Raw genomic sequence first — 19,530 nt, forward strand, 5'->3', positions numbered from 1 at the left:
AAGTGGGGCCGGAAATTATTTCCGATACGTCATTGGGAGCCATAGAATGCCGCAAGATCGTTCGGAGGGGAGCAACCGAGATGTAGCGACGATCCATGCGTGCCACTACAACGGGCGAAGGTCCGCCGGGACGTCCACAGACCCACAGGAGTCGCTGAAATCATCAAATAGCAATTGCCGCTCCTCCAGCTTGGCGAACAGCTACTTGCGCTCCAGCGTCACCCGGACTTCTGCGGCGCGTGCATACCCTTCAAGTCCGGGATAGATACGTACGTGAGACAGTCCCATTGCATCAAGTTCGGACATAGCCGCTCGGAAATCCCCGGCTGGAATTGTATACTTTTTTAGAGCCACTTCACCATCCCCGAACTGGCCAACATACTCTTCCAAAGAGCTTGCTGGGTTTTTCAGGTAAGTGAATTTGCCGAACTGATTCTTGATCCTCGGATTCCAGATAGCGGGTACCTTCACGATGGGGCATCCAGAAGATTCTGTCCACGCCGGATTGTTTGGATCGAGAATCCACACTGCAACGTACTTCTCCAAATTGATGCCTTGGCGAACATGGCCGCTGAAGGCAAAGAACGCCGCGACAAAGGGGCTCTCACTCCAGTCTAAGAGCCTTGTGGGTAGGCCATGATGCTGGCCAAGCCCAAGCATTGCCATTTTGTCATCGCGCAGTTTGTCCGGCATGTCCTATCCTCCGGTGCCATTCGCACCACATGCGCCTTTGTAAGTGTGCAATTTAGTGCCTCATTCACCTTCGTAGCCAATGATCGCGCCTTAGCCGTATTCCTGAACGTTAGTCCGCGGGCTAGGCGCCGAGCTCATTGGCATCCCCAACACTCGACCGGCCAAAGATCGCCTGCAGATCAAAAACGGACTTTTGGGAGTAAGGACTCGTCGCCGTCGTGAGCCTTAGAAGTTGGCCGGAGGATATTTCCAGGCGTCCTCCGGACTACCACCCGCGGAAGGGTTTAGACCGAGGTGGCGTCGATAAATCATGTCTCTTATTTCTTTGACTTCAAAGAAGGAAATGCTGCTTGTGGCTGCTCATGAGTGTGGAACACCTGTTTGACGTAATGTTCCTTCTTTGGGATGTGAGCATTGCGCCACATGCTTGTATTCCGAGGGCTCCAGATTGCCCCTGAGCTTGTCCGCAGCCTTGAAAAGCTCGGCCGTGAAGCCGAGGTCGCCATTATTATCTTTTGCCACGAGGGCTCATTTTGGGGGACAGTAGGATGACCAGCTTCAGCATGTAAAGGCTGAAGCTCCATCCTGGATTGCAATAGGGCAAAGTTAGCCCGCTATCTTCAAGTGGGGCCGGAAATTATTTTCGGTACGCGATAGGCGGGCGAGTGGCGGCCGCTATGGATAGGTCCACGGATTCGCCGTAGCAGCGTCATAGAATGCAACTTCGAGCGGAAACCTATCGAGACGCATAGCTGCCAGTCTGTTTGCTTTGGCGATGATCTGTTGATTTCCGGGCGCGGCCGGATTTCCAAAAAGACTGACATACAGTTTGCTAAAACGCCCGGTTCCGAACCGCCGCAAAATATGATCGTCGTTGTCTGCCAGCGAGTGGCCCAACACGAAGAAACAATGCTTTCCCTGTTGGGCGTTCGCAGTAAGTTGCTTGAAGCCTTGGTAGAGATAGGCGTTGTGCCGGATTTTCGCTTTCTTCTGCGCGCTGGATCCCTCGGTCACGAACAGCGGATACTTGTTGTCGTTGATCGCTCGGCGCGCCTGGTCAATCAGTCGATCGTTGGTCCTAACCCATGTGTATTTTTGGAGCTCGGTGCCCGCATCAAAGAGATGTAGCGCGCCGTGCAAAAAATGAACCTTTGCGCTATGTGCGCTGACTTCGCCTTGCCACACGACATAGTCGGCCGATGGATCATCTTCATCGTTTCCAAAACCGTCGTTGGTGGCGAGATCAACGACTTCTGAAAATGGGTTGTCCTCATGCATCAAAGTCCAATACAAGAGTAGATCATAGTTCAGCGTAAAAACCTGCCCGTCATTCTGTCGTCCCAGAAACAGACTTAGAAAACGACGGCATGCCCAAAACTTGTCGTTCGGAATCTCAGAGGGAACATCTGGGTGGTTTCCCGCGATGGCGGCAAGCAGGATTTCCTTCAAAGCATTGGCGTCGGCCTGCATGCTAGCGGCAGCGTCAACATGACCAGGCGTATATATGCTTGTTAAAAGTGCGCCGGCTTCGAGGTTTTTAATCGCAACTTCGAAGTCCTGAGTCTTGAGAACTTCGAAAACCTTGACGAGCTCTGGATTTTTGGAAAAATCTGCAGCGCTGAAAAGTGAACCATAGTGGAAAATGTCAGGGCAGCACGCGATGCTGAACCCGTTGCCAAGCAACAGATGTCGTTTAGAAAATTGGCGGGAGTCAGTAATCGCCTCTGTAAAGCTTAGAAGATCGACCACTCCAATACCCCAGCATTTTGAGACTTTTGATCAGCGATAGGTAGTAGAACAATACAATGCGTCACCCGGCCAGCGCTTGAGCATTCAAGCCTTTTTCAGCGCGCTGATTGCATCGTTAGTAGCTCGGACATAATCTTCAACCGTTCCTTGCGGCAAATCGAACTCGTACACACGCCGTGCGTATTTGCAACTCTTATAGAGTTCTTCTAGGGCAGCGCCCAACTCATCCGATATAAGTCCTGCGCCATTCAGGACTAGCGCCGTTCGATGCATGCTGCGTAAGTCGATATCTACGCCGTGACGAGCCGCTAGATTGGTCAAGGCTCGTTGGACCCGGTCCCACTGCGTCAAGATGGCTGTGCGGGGGTCATCCTCGATTAGTTCCTTCATAATGTCGTCGATAGGAACGGCCGTCTCGGTTGCTACATCTAGTTCATGCGACTCGGCGAGTTGTTCGACGGCTTCAGAGACGCCGGAGATGGCTGCCTGTCGAAACTTGATCGACTTGTCCCCCATATTTAGGTTCTCGACTCTGCTGATGAGTTCGACGATCTGCTTCCTCAACAAAGCGACGATGCTGAAAACTGCCACCGGCCATGCAACGGCACCTAGGAGCGTTGCAACTGCATTGATCAGAGCGGCTGTCTCGGTCATATCCTGCATCCATACAGCGAAAATCAACGACAACTTCCATCCGCCATTGCACTAAGCATGTAGTTGTATCTATTACTCTACGCAACTTAATTTTCTTGGTTACCTTTGCCGCTTTTGGAGGAAACATGGACGTCCACAAGTCATCCCTTCTCGCCGTGTTCGACGCTAAGCAACGACTTGAGGTGCCCCTCTTTCAGAGGCAGTACGTTTGGAGTGAAGAGCATCAGTGGCTTCCTCTGTGGGAGGACATCCAACGAAAGTTCACCGAGGCGTTGGATAGACGAAAAGATGCGCCGGTTCATTTTCTTGGCGCGATGGTCCTCGACCAGAAGCAGACGCCAACGGGCCATGTGGTTGTCCGGCAGGTAATCGATGGACAGCAGCGTCTAACCACGCTGCAGATTTTCCTAGCAGCATATCGCGATTTCTGCCGAGGCGAAGGTTGTGAAGAGCTCGCCAAGGAATGCGACAAGTTTCTCTTCAATACGGGCATGATGGCAGACGCCGATGTCGACCGGTTCAAGGTCTGGCCCACGCAGCTTGATCGCAAGCAGTTCACCGACGTCATCGGCTCGGGGTCTCGAGAGGAGGTTCTCAAGCGCAATCCGCTTCACAAAAGACCTTACGCGCGTCAACCAGATCCGAGACCTCGGATGGTTGAGGCTTATTTATTTTTCTATGAGCAGTTGAAAAGCTTCTTCCTTGGCGAAGACAGCGATCTACCACTTGCGGAAACGTATCCTCTCTCGGCCCGTGTCGATGAATGTTTCCAGACACTTAGAAGTGGTTTGATGGTGGTCGTGATCGACCTACAGAAAGATGATGATCCGCAGGTGATCTTCGAAACTCTCAACGCCCGCGGCGAACCTCTCCTTCCTGCGGATCTGCTGCGGAACTACATCTTCTTCCGAGCGGGCCGGGAAGGTTTGGACGTCGAGGCCGTTTATAAGCAATATTGGGCCGGGTTTGACGAAGAGTTCTGGCGCGAGGAAGTCAAGCAAGGCCGCCTGACTCGCCCACGTAGCGATCTTTTTATGCAGCATTTTCTTGCCAGCCATCAGGGCCGTGATATCCCCATTAAGCATTTGTATGTCGAATACCGGCATTGGATTGAAGCACAAAAACCGTTCCCGACTATCAATGAGGAGCTCGCGACGCTTTCTAAGCAAGGAGCAGATTTCCGACGCATCATAGATCCGCAGCCAGGCGACAAAATTGCTGACTTATGCCGGTTCATGGACGCCTTTGATATTAGGACAGCCTATCCATTTTTGCTGGCTCTTTTGAGCGCGGATGTTGACGACGAAGAGTGGGTACGGATCTCTGCCATCCTTGAGTCGTATCTACTGCGCCGCGCCGTCTGCGATTTGGGCACTAAAAACTACAACAGGATATTTCTCTCCCTGACACGAAACCTACGCAGAGATGGGTTCACCTCGACAGCCCTTCGGAGTGCATTGCTTGACCAAACTGGCGACTCTGGTCTTTGGCCGGACGATGTGGCGTTCAAGGAATCGTGGCTTACCAAACCTCTCTACGGATCGCTGAACAGTCCGAAGCTCGTTCATATTTTTGGTCGGATCAACCAAACCTTCATGTCGTCCAAATCTGAGGCACTGTCGTTCGCACAACAGCCAACTGTCGAGCATATAATGCCGCAGGATTGGATAGGCCACTGGCCTCTGTCAGACGGCACGAAGGGACTTTCGTTTTTCGATCTATATTCTGCTCAAGCAAACGATCCACGCGCCGAAGCGACGCGCAAACGCGGGACGGCTCTCCAGACGCTCGGGAACCTGACTATCCTAAGCTCGTCGCTGAATTCCGCCCAGAAGAACTATGGCTGGCTTGAAAAGAAGCCAGAGATGATGAAGCACTCACTCTTGCCCTTGAACCAGCAGTTGTTTGAAGTGGAGCACTGGGACGAAGCAGCGATTGCGGTTAGAGCTGAGAGCTTGTTCGGACGCGCTATCGAAATCTGGCGACGGTGATCGGTAAACACTTTGCTATCTGCCGCAATTCGGCGACCAAGGTATCAACGTTACCCGCCGGCCATCTTTATAGATCTTCGTCTAGTAGGTCTCTGCTTTGATGGCCCGACTGGCGATATCAAGTTGTGGTAACGGCCAGCAAATCCGAAGCAAGGGGAGCTAAATGAGGGCAATTGCATCGCTTGATCATCAGTCGCGCTGGAGCGTCTTGCGAAGATTGGGGAATTTAACCATCGCCAAGGCTACCATCGCGGTGCCGCTGGTCGGCTATCTCCTGCTTTTCAACGGGGAGATCGTGAAGTTTCTCAGCCTACATACCGATTTTTGCCGACCGGCCAGTTGCGGCCCTTCGTTGCGACTCCTTTTGCTGTATTTAGGCTGCTGTTTGATTGCGATAGGTGCGGCGCTGTACGGCCTGAAGTGTCCGGCGTTGATCAAGAAGTACGATTCGGCGGCCGCCTTCTTCGAGGCTGAGAAGGTTTACTTCTGCCAGCCTCGAAATCTTGACTATCTGTTGAAATTGATCAAGTTAGGGACCGAGGCCGAGCCGCTCGCTCGCCACCCGTCCAACTTCAACTACAATGGGGAAGGACGCAATGTCGATCCAAATAGCTTGGCGGATCCGATGGGCGAGCTCTATCGGCTCCTCAATGTCTCGTATCCGAAGATCAGGTTGGTCGCACTGTTATCATACTGCGCCGGCATATTGATACTTCTCGTCCCTACCGCGATGACGTTCTTTCAGGTGATTGTCGCCTTCGACTGGGGGCGAGCTGCATTGTAGCTTCCGATCGTAATTAACCCGGCGGTACGCTTGTGGATACGCTTGTGGTCCAAGTCAAAGTGGGGCTGGTTGCGCCTCCTGAACTTACCAATGAAGCGAAGTTCCCAGTCTTCTTAATCGTTACGAAAATTTGGCGCACCTGACAGAATTTGAACTTTTCTCCCGATGACCTTGCCCGTTTGCGTTCTTCCGTGACCTTGCCCCCAAGTTTATCCAGTTTTGAGTTTGCTCCAGCGGTTTTGGGCTTCTGTATTCGGGGCGGTAGCGACGTGTTGGGGTGCGGAGCCATTTCGGCTGCGCAGCACCTCATCACGTCGCGGGTTGATGGTATGAGCGAACGCCGCAGGTGTCATCCGGCCGGTCCGCTTCTATGTGGGGGGTCAAACTGATGAAGGCGTCGGTTCTCTCTGCGTCATCGCACGCAAGCCGCGTGAAGCAAGCGAAAGTGAACTTGCAAAGCTCACCAAGCTCGCAACTCTCGTCGACATACAGTTGATGGCTCACGGTTCATTATTTGCTCTCACCTGAGTGTCGCTTGGCGTTCGTGTGTCGTCTATCGGAGTTCTGCTAGAGTATGCCCTAAGACCGCAACGGGGCGCAAAACTGCCGGGTTCTTTATGGCCGCATGGCTGCAGACTTGAGGTCCGAAAGCGGAAATTATTGCCGGTAAACACGCCTGGGTTGACTGATGCCCAAAGCCAGGGCAACCACGCAAAGGATCGCCACCCGCATGAGCGGAGACCCTGCGAACTTCCAGCGAGGCAGATGCTACGGGCAACGCCCAAAGCCAGGTTCAATTTGTCAAGTACGGTCACTGCAGCCCTGGTCCATCAACGTCTGAACCAACCGGCAACCTTCGCCGCAACAGCATCGATGAACCGAACGAAAAGCCCGCGCGGCTGCAGCACCATCGCCTCGACATCACGCCGGTCGCGCGCCTTCACGGCCGCAATCTTCTCTGCCGACATGGCTGCGGCCCATCGCACTTGGTTGCCGGTGATCCAGTAGTGCGAACGGCAGGGAAAACTCCAGTTCCCGACCGAAGGGCTCAAGGACGCGGACCCGACGCTTTCGACAAGCCGCCACTTGGCAGGGTTCAGAGGCGTCACCACCTCCAGCCCGCAGCCACAGCAGCACCGATGCGAGGCCGTCGAATATCGCCTCGAAATGTATAAGACACCCAGCGAAAGATCCTCCGGGATGAATTCAACGAATTCAGGTCTTATCTGGTAGATCCGGGTCATTTGCTACCTTCATAAACAATGCCTCCAGCGGCGATGCCGAAGCCGGTGTAATATTGCTCGCGCGTGTCCTGATAAAAGTCGAACAGCTTTTTCCACTGAACCACGGCAATCGCCGCGTTGAGCGCGTTCAGTTCGGCGATCTGGATGTTGCTGACATACTCGTTTGCCCCGCCATCACCATCCGCATAGGAGATATGCGGCGCTGCCTGAGTCCGCGTCTCGGCCGTGCTCGTCGTCGTACGAACAATGCCGCAGAGCTTACCGTCGACCAACATGACGCCCATGCCAACCTCGACGAACGACATGCCGTTGACGACCAGGCGCTCGACGATCTTTTCTTTCACTGTTCCGCGATCGACACAGACGAAGACGAAATCGAGCCCATTCAGAAGATGGAGATTCGTCTCGTCCAGGTAGACATCATGGGCAATGATGCCGTGCCGCATTTTATCGTAGATGGCCTTGAAGTAATGGACCTTCTTCGGCTTGGCCGTGAGTTCTTCATGACCGGGCGCGCCGGGTGAGCGAAAGGCGTTATGCTGCGAGTAGACGTCGCCATCGAAGGTATGAATCTCGGCGACGGGCGTCTTAACGACGAGGTCCAGCACATAGCTGCCGGTCCCGCCAAGGCCGACGATCCCGATCTTCAGGCCGGCAACCTTCTCGTTGACCGCCCCGATACCGGCGCGGCTCGTCGCCGTGTCGACATACTTGAAGACCTCACCGTCACCCTCGGCGACAATCGCGGGAAAAGTCAGTGCGGTCGCCTGCGGGTCGACCGTCGTCGCCTCACCGGTGATGCGCCCGAGATAGGTCGTGATCTTGTGGTGATAGTCGCGATATTGTGCTTTGGCCGAAAAGGTGAAGTCGGCCTGCACCCCGTTGCCAAAGCTCTGGGCGGCGGACGGGTTCTCGATGGATGTGATCTTCCGGCCGTCGCTGTGGCACGGGTGCTCACCGGTCCAGAACGCCCGGTGATCGCCGGGCGCGGTGGTCACGTCATCGGACATTTCCAGCGTAGAAATCAGGATGCCGTCATAGCGGACGGCAGCCTGGGACGTGACGTAGGGCACGTTACGAACGAGAAGGTATCCACCCCGGATTTCGAGGTCATACCCTTCGTTCTGGAGGCGGAGCAGGTCCGCGCTACGAGCGATTGGTCGGCGTGACATCGAATTCCATCCCTTCCTTCGGCTTGACGGACTGCCCCTCGACGAGGGACCCGGCGGGCTTGTTGCCGTGCCCGCGGGTGTACTGGATCGTGAACTGCACGCCGTCGCCGGTTGGCGGGTTTTCGAAGGCGAGCGCGACGACTTCCGCGAAGGTCAGGTCATCGTTCTTGGGAACCGACTTGCGACGACCGTTGACGATAATCGTAACGGATTTCGGTTCGGGGGCAGGACGTTCTTCAGGCTGGGCCATGGTTATTCCTTTCTGGCAACATTGCCGGTCGACAGGACAATTGCGAAATCGCAACTGGTTTGATATTATCAAAGGAGGAACAAAATTGCAATATCACAATTAATTGCTATATCGCAACGGAGAGCACATGACCGACAGGTTCGACAACGAGGCGTTCTTTGCGGCCCTCAATGCGGCACGTCTAAGCCGACAAAAAACGTGGAAAGAGGTGGCGGCGGAAGCCGGTATCAATGCCTCTACCCTGACCCGCATGGGCCAGGGCGCGAAGCCGGACGTAAATGGGCTGGCTGCGCTGCTCGCCTGGTCCCGCCTAAAGGCAGAGATGTTCATAAAGGGCGCGGAAGCAACCGAACCAGAGCCGATCGCACGAATCACGGCCCTCTTGCGCGCCGACCCGAAACTGACGTCGGACAAAGCCAAGCTAATGGAAGATATCGTCGTCAGCACTTACAACAGATTGAAGGATAGCTGAGTTGGGATTCAGGCGGGGGTTCAAGGCGGAAGCAAACCGCATCGCACTTCGGGTCCGGCAACAGATGGACTTGTCGCCACACGCGCCGATCGACCCGATCGCCGTGTGCGCCCATTTCGAGATCGAGTTGCTCCAATTGAGTGACGTCGAACCCGAAAGTCCGTTTCTCGGGGAGCATCAGGATGCCTTCTCGGCAGTCACCGTGCCGCGTGGCCTTGCCACCGCGATCGTGCACAACGATCGCCATCACCCGTACCGGCAGCGCAGCAACATTTGCCACGAGCTCGCCCACTGCTTCATCGGCCACGAGTGCGCACCGCCTCTCCTTGAGAACGGTGACCGCTCGCGCGACGGGGGAATGGAGGCGGAAGCAAACTTTCTCGCTGGCGTCCTGCTGATCACGAACGAAGCCGCCAACAGGATCATGCTCGATGGATTGTACCATCAGGCTCAGGGCATCTATGGGGTCAGCAAACCCATGCTGGATTTCCGCTTGCGCGTGAGCGGCGCGCAAACGATCCACCAGCGCCGCATGGGGGCAGCGGGGCGTTCATCGTTGGTAAGCTCCTGATCGTCACCCGAACGATCCGGGCCCGGACTGCGTCTCAAGCGACCGCTGATCCGGCCATTCAAACGTGACCGCCCGCCGCTCGGCCAAAGCCTTCACCCGCTCACCCCCGATTTTCCCCGTCGCCTGGCCTCGGGTCGGTTAACCCGCGCAGGCCCGCCTCACTTTTTGCGGTTGGCGTCCGTGATGCGAAGACCGTAGTCACGCTCCAGCATTTCGACAACTTTGACCAGCGCCCGAAAGATGCCCAGCTCGTTGCTGCCGAACTGATAGCGTCCCGTCATCAGCACCTCCGGATCGATGTCCGCAGGGACGTATCGGCGCTTTAAGCTCTCGTCGCCCTTGTCGAATTTCACGGGATATCGGAACGACCGCCCTTCACCTTCCCAGATGCCCCCTGGGCCGTAGTTCTGGATATTGGCGTTGTAGCATTCGTCTCCGATGATGCCTTCCATATCGATCAGCAGATTCTTGATCGGCTCGATCCTCGCCCGAAGATCCCTGACGTAAATAAATCGCCGGGCGCCTGCCACGACATGATCGCGCTGCCCCGTGAAGTCATCGGGGAATGACTGCTCGGCTTCATTTTTCAGTCGGGAGATTTCTTTGGCGGGCACACCGTCGAACCTGGCGGCATGCAGTTCTTGAAAAGCTTCGATTTCAAGTTTGGCCATGGACAGCCGCTCGTCCCAGCCCTCGGAAATCTCAGAGACAGCGGCAATGATGCTTTCACGAAAGCTGGCAGCAGTCCCGAAGTCCAGCGCTTCAAGCTCAAGATAGGCGGCTGTTTCGGTTTCGATAGTGTGGGCAACCATAGCGGCATCATCGTCCCAGCCATCGATTGCCGACTGCCTGATGGCGGCGGCAATATCACTGGGTATTTTCTTGCTCTTCATCGGCAACCTCCTCGGGACACTGACATTTCTGCATGCCTGCCGCAGAACGAGCCACCGATTTCTTAACGCATATTTCCCGTATCGGCATTTGATAACATTGCGGTCCTGACGGTCCCTACCTTTCCCTCTCGAAATCATCCTCACGCCCACGACGGGCCCGACGCTCCCTGCTCTTTTCGGTGACCGCTACGATAACTGAATGGCATGGCTTGAACGACAGAAATGTGGGCGCAAAGCGGACGTCTTTGTGGTTTGTCACCTGCTCGCGAATTCGCCACTAGAGCGGAAATTATTGCCGCTCGCCCGTCCTGTTGACTGAGGCCCAAAGCCAGGGCACAAAGGTGGCATCCACGGTCGCTCGCGGCAGGAAAACATAGGGGATTTCAAGGCGATCTTGTTAAGCCATTGAAATCATGTGAGAATCCAGGTTCCCCAGCCACTTTCCTTGTTAAATTTCAATAAGTTACGACATAACCCCAATGCTTGTAACGTTGGTGGCGATGGGCTGAGACGCTCAATGCGGCCATCTCGGCCAACGCACGTCGTCTCGCAGGCTCGAGTTCGGATTGGCGTGCAACGCGGGCAAAGCCTATAGTCCGTTGATGCCCCGATAACGCTATTCCATGGAGAGGTTGAATGAGACACGACCCTTACTACATTTTGGGCGTGAAGCGGGACGCCACACAAAAGGATATCCAAAGCGCATTCCGCAAGCTTGCGAAGAAACATCACCCAGACCTCAATCCGGGCGACAGACCTGCGGAGGAGCGTTTCAAGGAAATCTCCACAGCCTATGAACTGCTGAGCGACGAGCAGAAACGTGCTCGATTTGATCGCGGCGAGATCGATATGTCGGGTGCCGAGCAGGCCCCGCGCCATTATTACCGTGACTATGCGTCGGCGAGTGGTCCCAGCGATCCTTATCATAACAGCGCCAGCTTTGCCGATTTTGGCGAAACGGAAGATCCCTTTTCCGCTTTCTTTTCGCGTCGCACGAGCGGTGGGCAATTCCGTTCGAAAGGACAAGATCGCTATTTCTCCATGGCGGTTGATTTTCTCGATGCCGTAAACGGCGCCAAAACCCACGTGATGCTGCCGGACGGCATCACCCTTGACGTTCAAATCCCGGCAGGTACACGTGATGGACAGACGTTGCGTCTTGGCGGCAAGGGAGAGCCAGGAGTTGGCGGCGGGCCTCCGGGCGATGCGCTCATCGAGGTTCATGTGCCGCCGCACCGCTTCTTCCAGCGCGACGGCGACGACATTCGCCTGGAACTGCCAATTTCGCTGGACGAAGCGGTCCTGGGCGCCAAAATCCGCGCGCCGACCCCAACCGGTCCGGTGACACTGACGGTGCCCCCGTATTCCAACAGCGGGAAGATCTTGCGTCTGAAGGATAAAGGCGTGCCGAAGCGGGGCGGCGGCCGTGGCGATCTCTTTGTAATCCTGAAGATCGTGTTGCCCGACACGCCCGATCCGCGCCTCATCGCTCTCATGAGAGAGTGGTCCGAGGCAAGCAGACAGGATCCGAGAAAGAGCATGGGGGCGGCACCATGAACGAGCTTGAATTTTGCCTGAAGCTGAAGATCGACGCGCCAGTGCTTGCCGTGTGGATCAAGCAGGGGTGGCTTGTTCCCGACACGACAGGCCCCGAACCGCAATTTCGCGATGCCGATTTCGCACGCGGCCGGCTGATCATCGAGATGACCCGCGACATGGGTGTCAACGAGGCGGGCGTGGATCTTGTCATGGAACTCGTGGATCAGCTTCACAGCCTGCGGCGCATCCTGCGAGACCTGCTGGCTGCACTCGGCCAGCAGGACGAAGAAACACAGCTCAAGATTGTCCGCTCTGTTGATCGCAACAACTGACCAAGCGAGGCCATGACAGACGGAAGAGTGCGTTGCCATTAAAAAACGAGATGCGCGTTTTTGATCCAGGTCAATAGGCAATTCCCGGCGATACATATGCTAGAATAGCAATCGGACGGTCGCAGCCATCGCATGCAGAAGGTATCGCAGGCTTCAGTCGACCGAAATCGAGTGAGAAGAAAAATGAATATTACAGAGATCAAAAGAGGTCTCGAAGATCGGCGTGGCGGCATTGAGCGGCGGCTGGCGGCGATTGAAAGCGACCTGGGAAAAAAACTGGATGCCGACAGTGCCGACCGGGCGATCGAAACAGAGAACGACGAAGTTCTCATGACGATGAAACGGACCGGCCACGACGAATTGAAGGCGATTTTATCCGCGCTTGATCGTATAAACAGTGGTGCCTATGGCCGGTGCGTCCTTTGCGGAGCGGAAATTGGCGAGCAGCGGCTCGAAGCCCTGCCTTTCACGCCTTATTGCGTGGAATGCTCACGTAATGCCGCCTGATCGAAATCAAGACCGAGGCACTATCGGATAGAAGGCCATCGCCCCTTCCGGGCAGGGTTCTACCGAAATCCACGAAAGGCCCATGCCAATGCGAGCAATGGTCCTTGAAGCAATTGGCGGGCCGCTGCTGGCGGTCGAGCGGCCGCTTCCGTTGCCGCGTGCCGGTGAGATCCGAATAAGGATCGAAGCCTGCGCCGTTTGCCGCACGGACCTTCACGTGATTGATGGCGACCTGCCTCAGCCGAAGCTGCCGCTGATACCGGGCCACGAGATCGTCGGCATCGTCGAGGCGGTCGGTGGCGATGTTGACGCGATAAGAATCGGCCACCGCGTCGGCGTGCCCTGGCTCGGCCATACCTGCCGGACATGTTCCTATTGCCGATCGAATGCGGAAAATCTCTGTGATGATCCTTTGTTCACCGGCTACACCCGCGATGGCGGCTTCGCCACGCATGCCATTGCGGACGCGGACTATGCGTTCGATCTCGACCTCGAAGCCGATGCCGTATCGGTAGCGCCCCTGCTCTGCGCCGGCCTGATCGGCTGGCGCTCGCTGAAGCGGGCCGGTGACGGTCGAAAGGTCGGGATTTACGGTTTCGGCGCGGCGGCACACATCATCGCTCAGGTCTGCATCTGGCAGGGGCGGAAGGTCTATGCATTTACCCGTCCCGATGACGCAGCGGCCAAGCGCTTCGCCCTCGAGCTTGGTGTCACCTGGGCCGGTGGTTCGGATGAGCCGGCACCGGACCCACTCGATGCCGCAATCATCTTTGCGCCCGTCGGCAGCCTCGTGCCGTTAGCGCTCAAGGCGGTGCGCAAAGCCGGGCGCGTGGTCTGCGCCGGCATCCACATGAGCGACATCCCCGCCATGCCTTACGCCGTGCTTTGGGGCGAGCGGGAACTCGTTTCCGTAGCAAACCTGACACGTCAGGATGCACGGGAATTTTTCGCGGTCGCCAAGCAAGCCGGAGTACGCACGCACACAACTGTCTATCCACTCGAAAACGCGAACACCGCTCTTGCCGACCTTCGGGCCGGCAGGGTCAGCGGCGCGGCCGTTCTCGTCCCCTGACGAGGAACCGCCTGCTGTTTCGATTTCCGAACGGCCGCTTGCCTGCACGCGTGATGGGGAACTTGTGGCCCCGCGCTTGCGAATTTCCTCGACAAAGCGAAAATTCCATTCACGGCACCGCCGGCGAAGGCTATAGCCGTTTGTCACGAGCAAGAAAAATGGACCTGAGCCCATGACGGACACCGTTGTCGATCGTTTCCTTCGCTATGTCGTCATCGATACGCAATCGGATCCCAAGTCGCCCGCGCAACCCTCGACCGAGAAGCAGCAGAACCTCGGCCGCGTGCTGGTTGCGGAATTGCAGGCAATCGGCTTGTCCGACGCGCATGGCGATGAGCATGGCTACGTCTATGCGACCATTCCGTCCAATGTCGACAAGCCTGTACCGGTGATCTGCTTTTGCTCGCACATGGATACCGCTCCCGATTTTACGGGAACAAACGTCAAGCCGCAAATTATCCAGGACTACAAAGGTGGCGACATCCAGCTTTCAGGCGATCCGCAGCAGATCATTCGCGTCAGCGATAATCCGGCGCTGCGCGACCAGGTCGGCAACGATATCATCACGACCGATGGCACGACCCTGCTCGGCGCCGACGACAAGGCCGGCCTTGCCGAGATCATGACGGCCGCGCAGGTCCTGGTCGACAATCCGGACATCCGGCATGGCACCATCAAAATCCTCTTCACCCCGGACGAGGAAATAGGCCGAGGGGTCGACAAGGTCGATCTCGGAAAGCTGGGCGCCGCGTTCGCCTATACGGTCGACGGCGAAACAGCCGGGCATATCGAAGACGAGACCTTCTCGGCCGATGGCGTCGAGATCACCATTCAGGGCGTCGCCATCCACCCCGGCTTCGCCAAGGGCAAGATGGAGAATGCAGCCAAGATCGCCGGTACAATTCTCAGCCGGCTGCCGAAGGACGCAGCACCTGAGACGACCGCCGGCCGGGAGGGCTTCGTTCACCCGACGGGCGTGACCGGCTCGATGGAAAGGGCAGTCCTGAATTTCATCGTCCGCGATTTTGACGATGAGGGCCTTGCCGCCAAGGAAACCATGCTGGAGACGCTCGTCAAGGGCGTGATGGCGGAGTATCCGGGTTCGTCCTGCACCTTCGAGATCAAGCAGCAATATCGTAACATGAAGGCCATCCTGGACCGTCATCCGCAGCTCGTCGAAAACGCCATCGAGGCAATCCGCCGCGCCGGCATGGAGCCTGTGCGTGGCAGTATCCGCGGCGGCACCGATGGTTCGCGGCTGTCGTTCATGGGCCTTCCCTGCCCCAATATCTTCGCTGGCGGCCACGCCTTCCACTCGCCGCTCGAATGGATCAGCCGGCAGGACATGGAAAAGGCCGTCAAGACGCTCGTCGAACTGGCGAAAATCTGGGAAGAGCGTGCTTAGCCAGACCTTGCCTGGTTGAATCGGGTCGTGGACCGCGACCGTTGTCGATCGGAACAAGGCGTGAAATCGAGGCGACGTTCTTCAGCGATCGCGGGCGAGGTGACGCACAAGACCACGCCGGCCGCGTTCCATGACGACGTTATGGTTCCAGCGGAAGATCGGCTTCAGGATGAATGAAAATCTGACCATCCAAGGCTTCGTCACCTTGACGATCCAATCGTAGCGCACATGGCATTTCGAGCCCTCGGGTCGCAGCGTCCACCGGCCGATGCCTTCAAGTTCGCCGGTGGCTCGGCCCTCGATGGTCACAAGCGGCTCGACCCTCACCGTCTGCATCTCGAAGGTGAGGTCGTAGGGCAGCGCGGTGGACCATCGCATCCGGAGGACGGAACCGATTCCCACTTCGTCGCCCTCGCGCAAAACATCGACCTGTTTCACGGACGGCCACCAATCAGGCCAGGTCTCAGGCGTGTTGAGCATCCGCCAGACATCTTCAACCGGCGAATCGACGATCCATTCCGTAACAAGATGAAACTCGGTCGAAGACATCGCACATCCGGCTTCAAGCTTTTAAACCCGCGGAAAGCGCCGAGAGGCGCTTGCGACATTATACATCAGCAGACATCAGCGACCTGAAAAATACCGGCCGGGATTCAGCCGCTCAACTGCGCAGCCCCGGCGCCTCCTGGCCGGTACGGGCCACATATTCCGTGTAGCCTCCGCCATATTGGTGGATGCCATCGGGCGTCAGTTCCAGCACCCGGTTGGAGAGAGCTGCCAGGAAATGCCGGTCGTGGGAAACGAACAGCATGGTGCCCTCGTATTCGGACAGCGCCTTGATCAGCATTTCCTTGGTATCGAGATCGAGGTGGTTGGTCGGCTCGTCCAGCACCAAGAGGTTCGGCGGGTCGAACAGCATGATCGCCATCACCAGCCGCGCCTTCTCGCCGCCCGACAGCACCCGGCATTTCTTCTCCACATCGTCGCCGGAAAAGCCGAAACAGCCCGCCAGCGCCCGCAATGGACCTTGCCCCGCCTTCGGGAACGCGTCCTCCAACGACTGGAACACAGTGCGCTCGCCGTCCAGAATATCCATCGCGTGCTGCGCGAAATAGCCCATCTTGACGCTGGCGCCCAGGGCGACTCTGCCCTGATCCGGCTCGGCCGAGCCTGCAACGAGTTTCAGAAGCGTGGATTTGCCGGCGCCGTTGATGCCCATGATGCACCAGCGCTCGCGGCGGCGCACCATGAAGTCCAGCCCTTCATAGATGCTGCGGCTGCCATAGCTCTTGTGCACGTTCTTGAGGTTGATCACGTCCTCGCCCGAGCGCGGCGCCGGCTGAAACTCGAATGCCACCGCCTGGCGCCGCTTGGGCGGCTCCACCCGTTCGATCTTGTCCAGCTTCTTCACGCGGCTCTGTACCTGGGCTGCGTGCGAGGCACGCGCCTTGAAGCGCTCGATGAACTTGATTTCCTTGGCGAGCATCGCCTGCTGCCGCTCGAACTGGGCCTGCTGGTGCTTCTCGTTCTGCGCCCGCTGCTGCTCGTAGAATGCATAGTCGCCCGAATAGCTCGTCAGCGATCCGCCGTCGATCTCGATGATCTTGGTGACGATGCGGTTCATGAACTCGCGGTCGTGCGAGGTCATCAGCAAAGCGCCCTCATAACCTTTCAGGAATTCCTCGAGCCAGATCAGGCTTTCGAGATCCAGGTGGTTGCTCGGCTCGTCGAGAAGCATGGCATCCGGCCGCATGAGGAGAATACGGGCTAGCGCCACGCGCATCTTCCAGCCGCCAGACAGCTTGCCGACGTCGCCATCCATCATCTCCTGGCTGAAACTCAGACCCGCCAGAACCTCGCGCGCGCGGCCTTCCAGGGCATAGCCGTCCAGTTCCTCGTAGCGCGCCTGCACCTCGCCATAGCGCTCGATGATCGCGTCCATCTCGTCGGCGCGATCGGGGTCAGACATGGCCGCCTCGAGCTCATGCAGCTCAGCGGCAACATCGCTCACCGGGCCGGCACCGTTCATCACTTCGGCGACGGCGCCGTGACCAGCCATCTCGCCCACATCCTGGTTGAAATAGCCGATGGTCATGCCCTTATCGACGGACACCTGGCCCTCGTCAGGCTGCTCCTCGCCAGTGATCATCCGGAAGAGCGTTGTCTTGCCGGCCCCATTCGGGCCAACGAGGCCGATCTTCTCACCCCTGTTGAGCGCCGCGGAGGCCTCGATGAAGAGCAGCCGGTGGCTGTTCTGCTTGCTGATATTGTCGATACGGATCATGTGTGCGTGAGGTCCAAAACGTTGCGGCGGCAAAAGGGATGTGCCGCGGGGCGTATCGCAAATTTTCCGCAACGTAAATGGCCGTGTCGCTGCGGACCTGAAACTGGCAAGCCTCGCCCATTTCAGAAACGCAGTGTATTCCTAGCGCCCACGAGGATCACGGCGACCGGCGCCATCCCGCAGCCAGGAGGCGTTAACGCGGCCGAAAACGGGAGGGCGTTGTCAAAATCGACTCCCTTACCGCACCTCTTTTTCATAGAGGTGGGCATGGATCGAGGCGAAGATCATAAGGATAATGAGCATCACCAGGCCGAAGATCTGGGCGATTGCCATGGCAAAAGCCCTCACTGGGATCAGGGCGGATCTCCGGCCAAAGCCTGCGGGCTGTTGCGCAGTTGTCACCATATCCACATCTGGCGTGACCTTGATTGCATTCGCTCTCAAATGCTCCGCCAGTTTCCGATTTATCTCCGTATCGGTTGCGTCGCCATCGACGTTCAGACTTGGCCCGTGGTTTCGCGCTGGTGTCTTGGTCATGGGAAGCCCTTCTGCCAGTATTCTCCGGCTTCACGGTTGCACGATCGGCACCAGTCGGGCCTCGTCACTGGGTTACAGCGACGGGCTCGACCTTGACGACATCGCCCGGCAGGATAGGGGTCCCTTCATCCGCCGGTATCTTCGTCGATTTTCCATCCTTTTGCCGGACGATGGAATAGGTGATGCTCGCAGCCGCCCCGGCTTGCGGCGTCTGAGCCGCATCGGCAGATTGCAGGAGTGCTTCGGTCATGAGGTCGCGGCTGGTGGTGAGCTTCAGGTCCAGCGTATCCAGTTCCGCTTCGGTATTCTGCAGTTCCTGGGCGAGCTGGGCATCCCAATCATTTCGAAGATTGGTCTCGTCCTGACTTGCCTTGCTGACGTCCTGCTTGGCTTTCAACGACGCCGTGTCGATGTCAAGCAGGGCCGCCTGCAGTTCCGCGGCTCTTTGTTCGACGGTGAGCTTGCGCGCACTGAGCGCAAGTCCCTTTTCCGCCAGCGTATCGACCTTGTCTTTGTCGTCCATGACCAGTTCCAGTTGCCGGTTCTGGGTGACGGACTTCTTGCCGAGGGACTCGATCTCGTTCTGCAGCAGGGATTTCAACTCCGCCAACTGCGTGAGTTGAAGCTTCAGGCGTTTGTCGCGCGAGACCATCAGGGCCTTTTCGCTTTCGACGAGACTTGCAGCATCGGCGGCATTTTTCAGTTCCGGGGGAACGGCAATGTCGGTCTTTTCGGCGATCTCCGCCTGAAGCCGCGCGCGCCGGACGAGGAGCCGGTTTCTCTCGGCAATCCGCACGGAGGATTCGCCCTGGGCCGTGATGAAATCGCGCGCAAAACGCTGACCGCTTTCGGCCCGGCGCAGTCCGCCGCCAAGGCTCACCGCCTTCAGCACGGTCATCTCCGGCGCGAACGGATATTCTCCAGGCGTCTGAACGTCGCCGGCCAAATAGATTGGGCGGTACTGAGCAAGTTCGACCGAGGCAGACGGACGATCCGGCAAGCCGAACAGTTTTTGAAGCTGCAGCCCGACTTCATCGGCGATCTCGGTCGTCGTTTTCCCCGAGGCAGGCAGGGTCCCTAGAAACGGCAGGGAAATGCCGCCCGAAGCGCCGACCGTATAGTCGCCGCTGATGGCGGACCAATCCCTGACGGTTCCTTCGGCGGTCTGCCACTCCGCAACGCGGATTCTCAACTTATCCATGGCGCCCAGCGTATAATCGTCGGCAAAAGCCGCCTGAATACCCGAAACGCCGATTGCGAACGCGAGTGCGGAAAGGCGCGCCGCACCTGCGGCTCGCTTGCCAAGGGCAGGAAGTCCTAGACAAAGACTTCTTTTCATAAAAATCCCTCACTTAATTAACAAAGCCGATCCCGGCGTGTC

At 57.3% G+C, this 19,530-nt stretch carries 20 protein-coding genes and 1 pseudogene; 9 read left to right on the forward strand and 12 right to left on the reverse strand.

Annotation, left to right across the window (positions count from 1 at the left end; all coding sequences use genetic code 11):
* Positions 1-201: 201 nt before the first annotated feature.
* The 3 genes from ACSQ2W_RS03700 to ACSQ2W_RS03710 form a co-directional block, all read right to left on the reverse strand.
* On the reverse strand, positions 202-693 hold the full coding sequence (locus tag ACSQ2W_RS03700; protein WP_436085043.1) for an FRG domain-containing protein: 492 nt from the start codon (positions 691-693) through the stop codon (positions 202-204).
* Between the two features lie 675 nt (positions 694-1,368).
* Complete coding sequence (locus ACSQ2W_RS03705) at positions 1,369-2,442, reverse strand: DUF4917 family protein (RefSeq protein WP_436085044.1); 1,074 nt, start codon at positions 2,440-2,442, stop codon at positions 1,369-1,371.
* A gap of 84 nt (positions 2,443-2,526) precedes the next feature.
* A complete protein-coding gene (locus ACSQ2W_RS03710) occupies positions 2,527-3,096 on the reverse strand; it encodes a hypothetical protein (RefSeq protein ID WP_436085045.1) in 570 nt (189 codons plus the stop codon).
* Positions 3,097-3,221: 125 nt separating this feature from the next.
* On the opposite strand from ACSQ2W_RS03710, the gene ACSQ2W_RS03715 reads away from it, so the two are divergent.
* Together ACSQ2W_RS03715 and ACSQ2W_RS03720 are read left to right on the forward strand one after the other, a co-directional pair.
* A complete protein-coding gene (locus tag ACSQ2W_RS03715) occupies positions 3,222-5,087 on the forward strand; it encodes a DUF262 domain-containing protein (protein ID WP_436085046.1) in 1,866 nt (621 codons plus the stop codon).
* 163 nt (positions 5,088-5,250) lie between these two features.
* On the forward strand, positions 5,251-5,871 hold the full coding sequence (locus tag ACSQ2W_RS03720) for a hypothetical protein (protein WP_436085047.1): 621 nt from the start codon (positions 5,251-5,253) through the stop codon (positions 5,869-5,871).
* 209 nt (positions 5,872-6,080) lie between these two features.
* On the opposite strand, the pseudogene ACSQ2W_RS03725 reads toward ACSQ2W_RS03720, so the two are convergent.
* The 4 genes and pseudogenes from ACSQ2W_RS03725 to ACSQ2W_RS03740 form a co-directional block, all read right to left on the reverse strand.
* Positions 6,081-6,230: pseudogene (locus ACSQ2W_RS03725) on the reverse strand (IS3 family transposase); the annotation flags it as partial.
* 471 nt (positions 6,231-6,701) lie between these two features.
* The gene (locus ACSQ2W_RS03730; protein ID WP_436085048.1) at positions 6,702-6,980 is read right to left on the reverse strand and encodes a DUF6527 family protein; all 279 of its coding nucleotides are present in this window, start codon (positions 6,978-6,980) and stop codon (positions 6,702-6,704) included.
* A gap of 131 nt (positions 6,981-7,111) precedes the next feature.
* Positions 7,112-8,287, reverse strand: a complete 1,176-nt coding sequence (locus ACSQ2W_RS03735; RefSeq protein WP_436085049.1) for a ThiF family adenylyltransferase — start codon at positions 8,285-8,287, stop codon at positions 7,112-7,114.
* Positions 8,262-8,537, reverse strand: a complete 276-nt coding sequence (locus ACSQ2W_RS03740; protein ID WP_064829868.1) for a multiubiquitin domain-containing protein — start codon at positions 8,535-8,537, stop codon at positions 8,262-8,264. Before ACSQ2W_RS03740 ends, ACSQ2W_RS03735 begins: the two co-directional genes overlap by 26 nt.
* A 127-nt stretch (positions 8,538-8,664) precedes the next feature.
* Between ACSQ2W_RS03740 and ACSQ2W_RS03745 the strand changes: the two genes are divergently transcribed.
* Together ACSQ2W_RS03745 and ACSQ2W_RS03750 are read left to right on the forward strand one after the other, a co-directional pair.
* The gene (locus ACSQ2W_RS03745; RefSeq protein ID WP_064829867.1) at positions 8,665-9,009 is read left to right on the forward strand and encodes a hypothetical protein; all 345 of its coding nucleotides are present in this window, start codon (positions 8,665-8,667) and stop codon (positions 9,007-9,009) included.
* Between the two features lies 1 nt (position 9,010).
* Positions 9,011-9,580: an ImmA/IrrE family metallo-endopeptidase gene (locus tag ACSQ2W_RS03750; protein ID WP_436085050.1), complete on the forward strand. Its 570-nt coding sequence runs from the start codon at positions 9,011-9,013 to the stop codon at positions 9,578-9,580.
* Positions 9,581-9,738: 158 nt separating this feature from the next.
* Here ACSQ2W_RS03750 and ACSQ2W_RS03755 read toward each other — a convergent pair whose 3' ends face one another.
* Complete coding sequence (locus ACSQ2W_RS03755) at positions 9,739-10,473, reverse strand: hypothetical protein (protein WP_436085051.1); 735 nt, start codon at positions 10,471-10,473, stop codon at positions 9,739-9,741.
* A 636-nt stretch (positions 10,474-11,109) separates the two neighbouring features.
* On the opposite strand from ACSQ2W_RS03755, the gene ACSQ2W_RS03760 reads away from it, so the two are divergent.
* The 5 genes from ACSQ2W_RS03760 to pepT all read left to right on the forward strand — a co-directional run bounded on the left by ACSQ2W_RS03760 (position 11,110) and on the right by pepT (position 15,328).
* Positions 11,110-12,030: a DnaJ C-terminal domain-containing protein gene (locus ACSQ2W_RS03760; protein ID WP_436085052.1), complete on the forward strand. Its 921-nt coding sequence runs from the start codon at positions 11,110-11,112 to the stop codon at positions 12,028-12,030.
* On the forward strand, positions 12,027-12,344 hold the full coding sequence (locus ACSQ2W_RS03765) for a chaperone modulator CbpM (RefSeq protein WP_436085053.1): 318 nt from the start codon (positions 12,027-12,029) through the stop codon (positions 12,342-12,344). The genes ACSQ2W_RS03760 and ACSQ2W_RS03765 overlap by 4 nt, the downstream gene beginning before the upstream one ends.
* A 183-nt stretch (positions 12,345-12,527) precedes the next feature.
* A complete protein-coding gene (locus ACSQ2W_RS03770; protein ID WP_436085054.1) occupies positions 12,528-12,851 on the forward strand; it encodes a TraR/DksA family transcriptional regulator in 324 nt (107 codons plus the stop codon).
* 88 nt (positions 12,852-12,939) lie between these two features.
* Entirely contained in the window at positions 12,940-13,923 is a 984-nt protein-coding gene (locus ACSQ2W_RS03775; RefSeq protein WP_436087667.1) for a zinc-dependent alcohol dehydrogenase family protein, read from the forward strand.
* A gap of 172 nt (positions 13,924-14,095) precedes the next feature.
* On the forward strand, positions 14,096-15,328 hold the full coding sequence (pepT, locus tag ACSQ2W_RS03780) for a peptidase T (protein WP_436085055.1): 1,233 nt from the start codon (positions 14,096-14,098) through the stop codon (positions 15,326-15,328).
* Positions 15,329-15,409: 81 nt separating this feature from the next.
* Here the strand turns inward: pepT and ACSQ2W_RS03785 are convergent, their stop codons facing one another.
* The 4 genes from ACSQ2W_RS03785 to ACSQ2W_RS03800 form a co-directional block, all read right to left on the reverse strand.
* Complete coding sequence (locus ACSQ2W_RS03785; RefSeq protein WP_436085056.1) at positions 15,410-15,877, reverse strand: SRPBCC family protein; 468 nt, start codon at positions 15,875-15,877, stop codon at positions 15,410-15,412.
* A 112-nt stretch (positions 15,878-15,989) separates the two neighbouring features.
* Positions 15,990-17,612 carry an ABC-F family ATP-binding cassette domain-containing protein gene (locus ACSQ2W_RS03790; RefSeq protein WP_436085057.1) on the reverse strand — a complete coding sequence of 541 codons (1,623 nt, stop codon included), beginning with the start codon at positions 17,610-17,612 and terminating at the stop codon, positions 15,990-15,992.
* Between the two features lie 237 nt (positions 17,613-17,849).
* A complete protein-coding gene (locus tag ACSQ2W_RS03795; RefSeq protein WP_436085058.1) occupies positions 17,850-18,149 on the reverse strand; it encodes a hypothetical protein in 300 nt (99 codons plus the stop codon).
* Positions 18,150-18,213: 64 nt separating this feature from the next.
* Positions 18,214-19,488 carry a polysaccharide biosynthesis/export family protein gene (locus ACSQ2W_RS03800; RefSeq protein ID WP_436085059.1) on the reverse strand — a complete coding sequence of 425 codons (1,275 nt, stop codon included), beginning with the start codon at positions 19,486-19,488 and terminating at the stop codon, positions 18,214-18,216.
* Positions 19,489-19,530: the final 42 nt, after the last annotated feature.

Origin of the sequence: Pararhizobium sp. LjRoot255, from assembly GCF_964252905.1 — a bacterium.
Taxonomy (GTDB): Bacteria; Pseudomonadota; Alphaproteobacteria; order Rhizobiales; family Rhizobiaceae; genus Pararhizobium.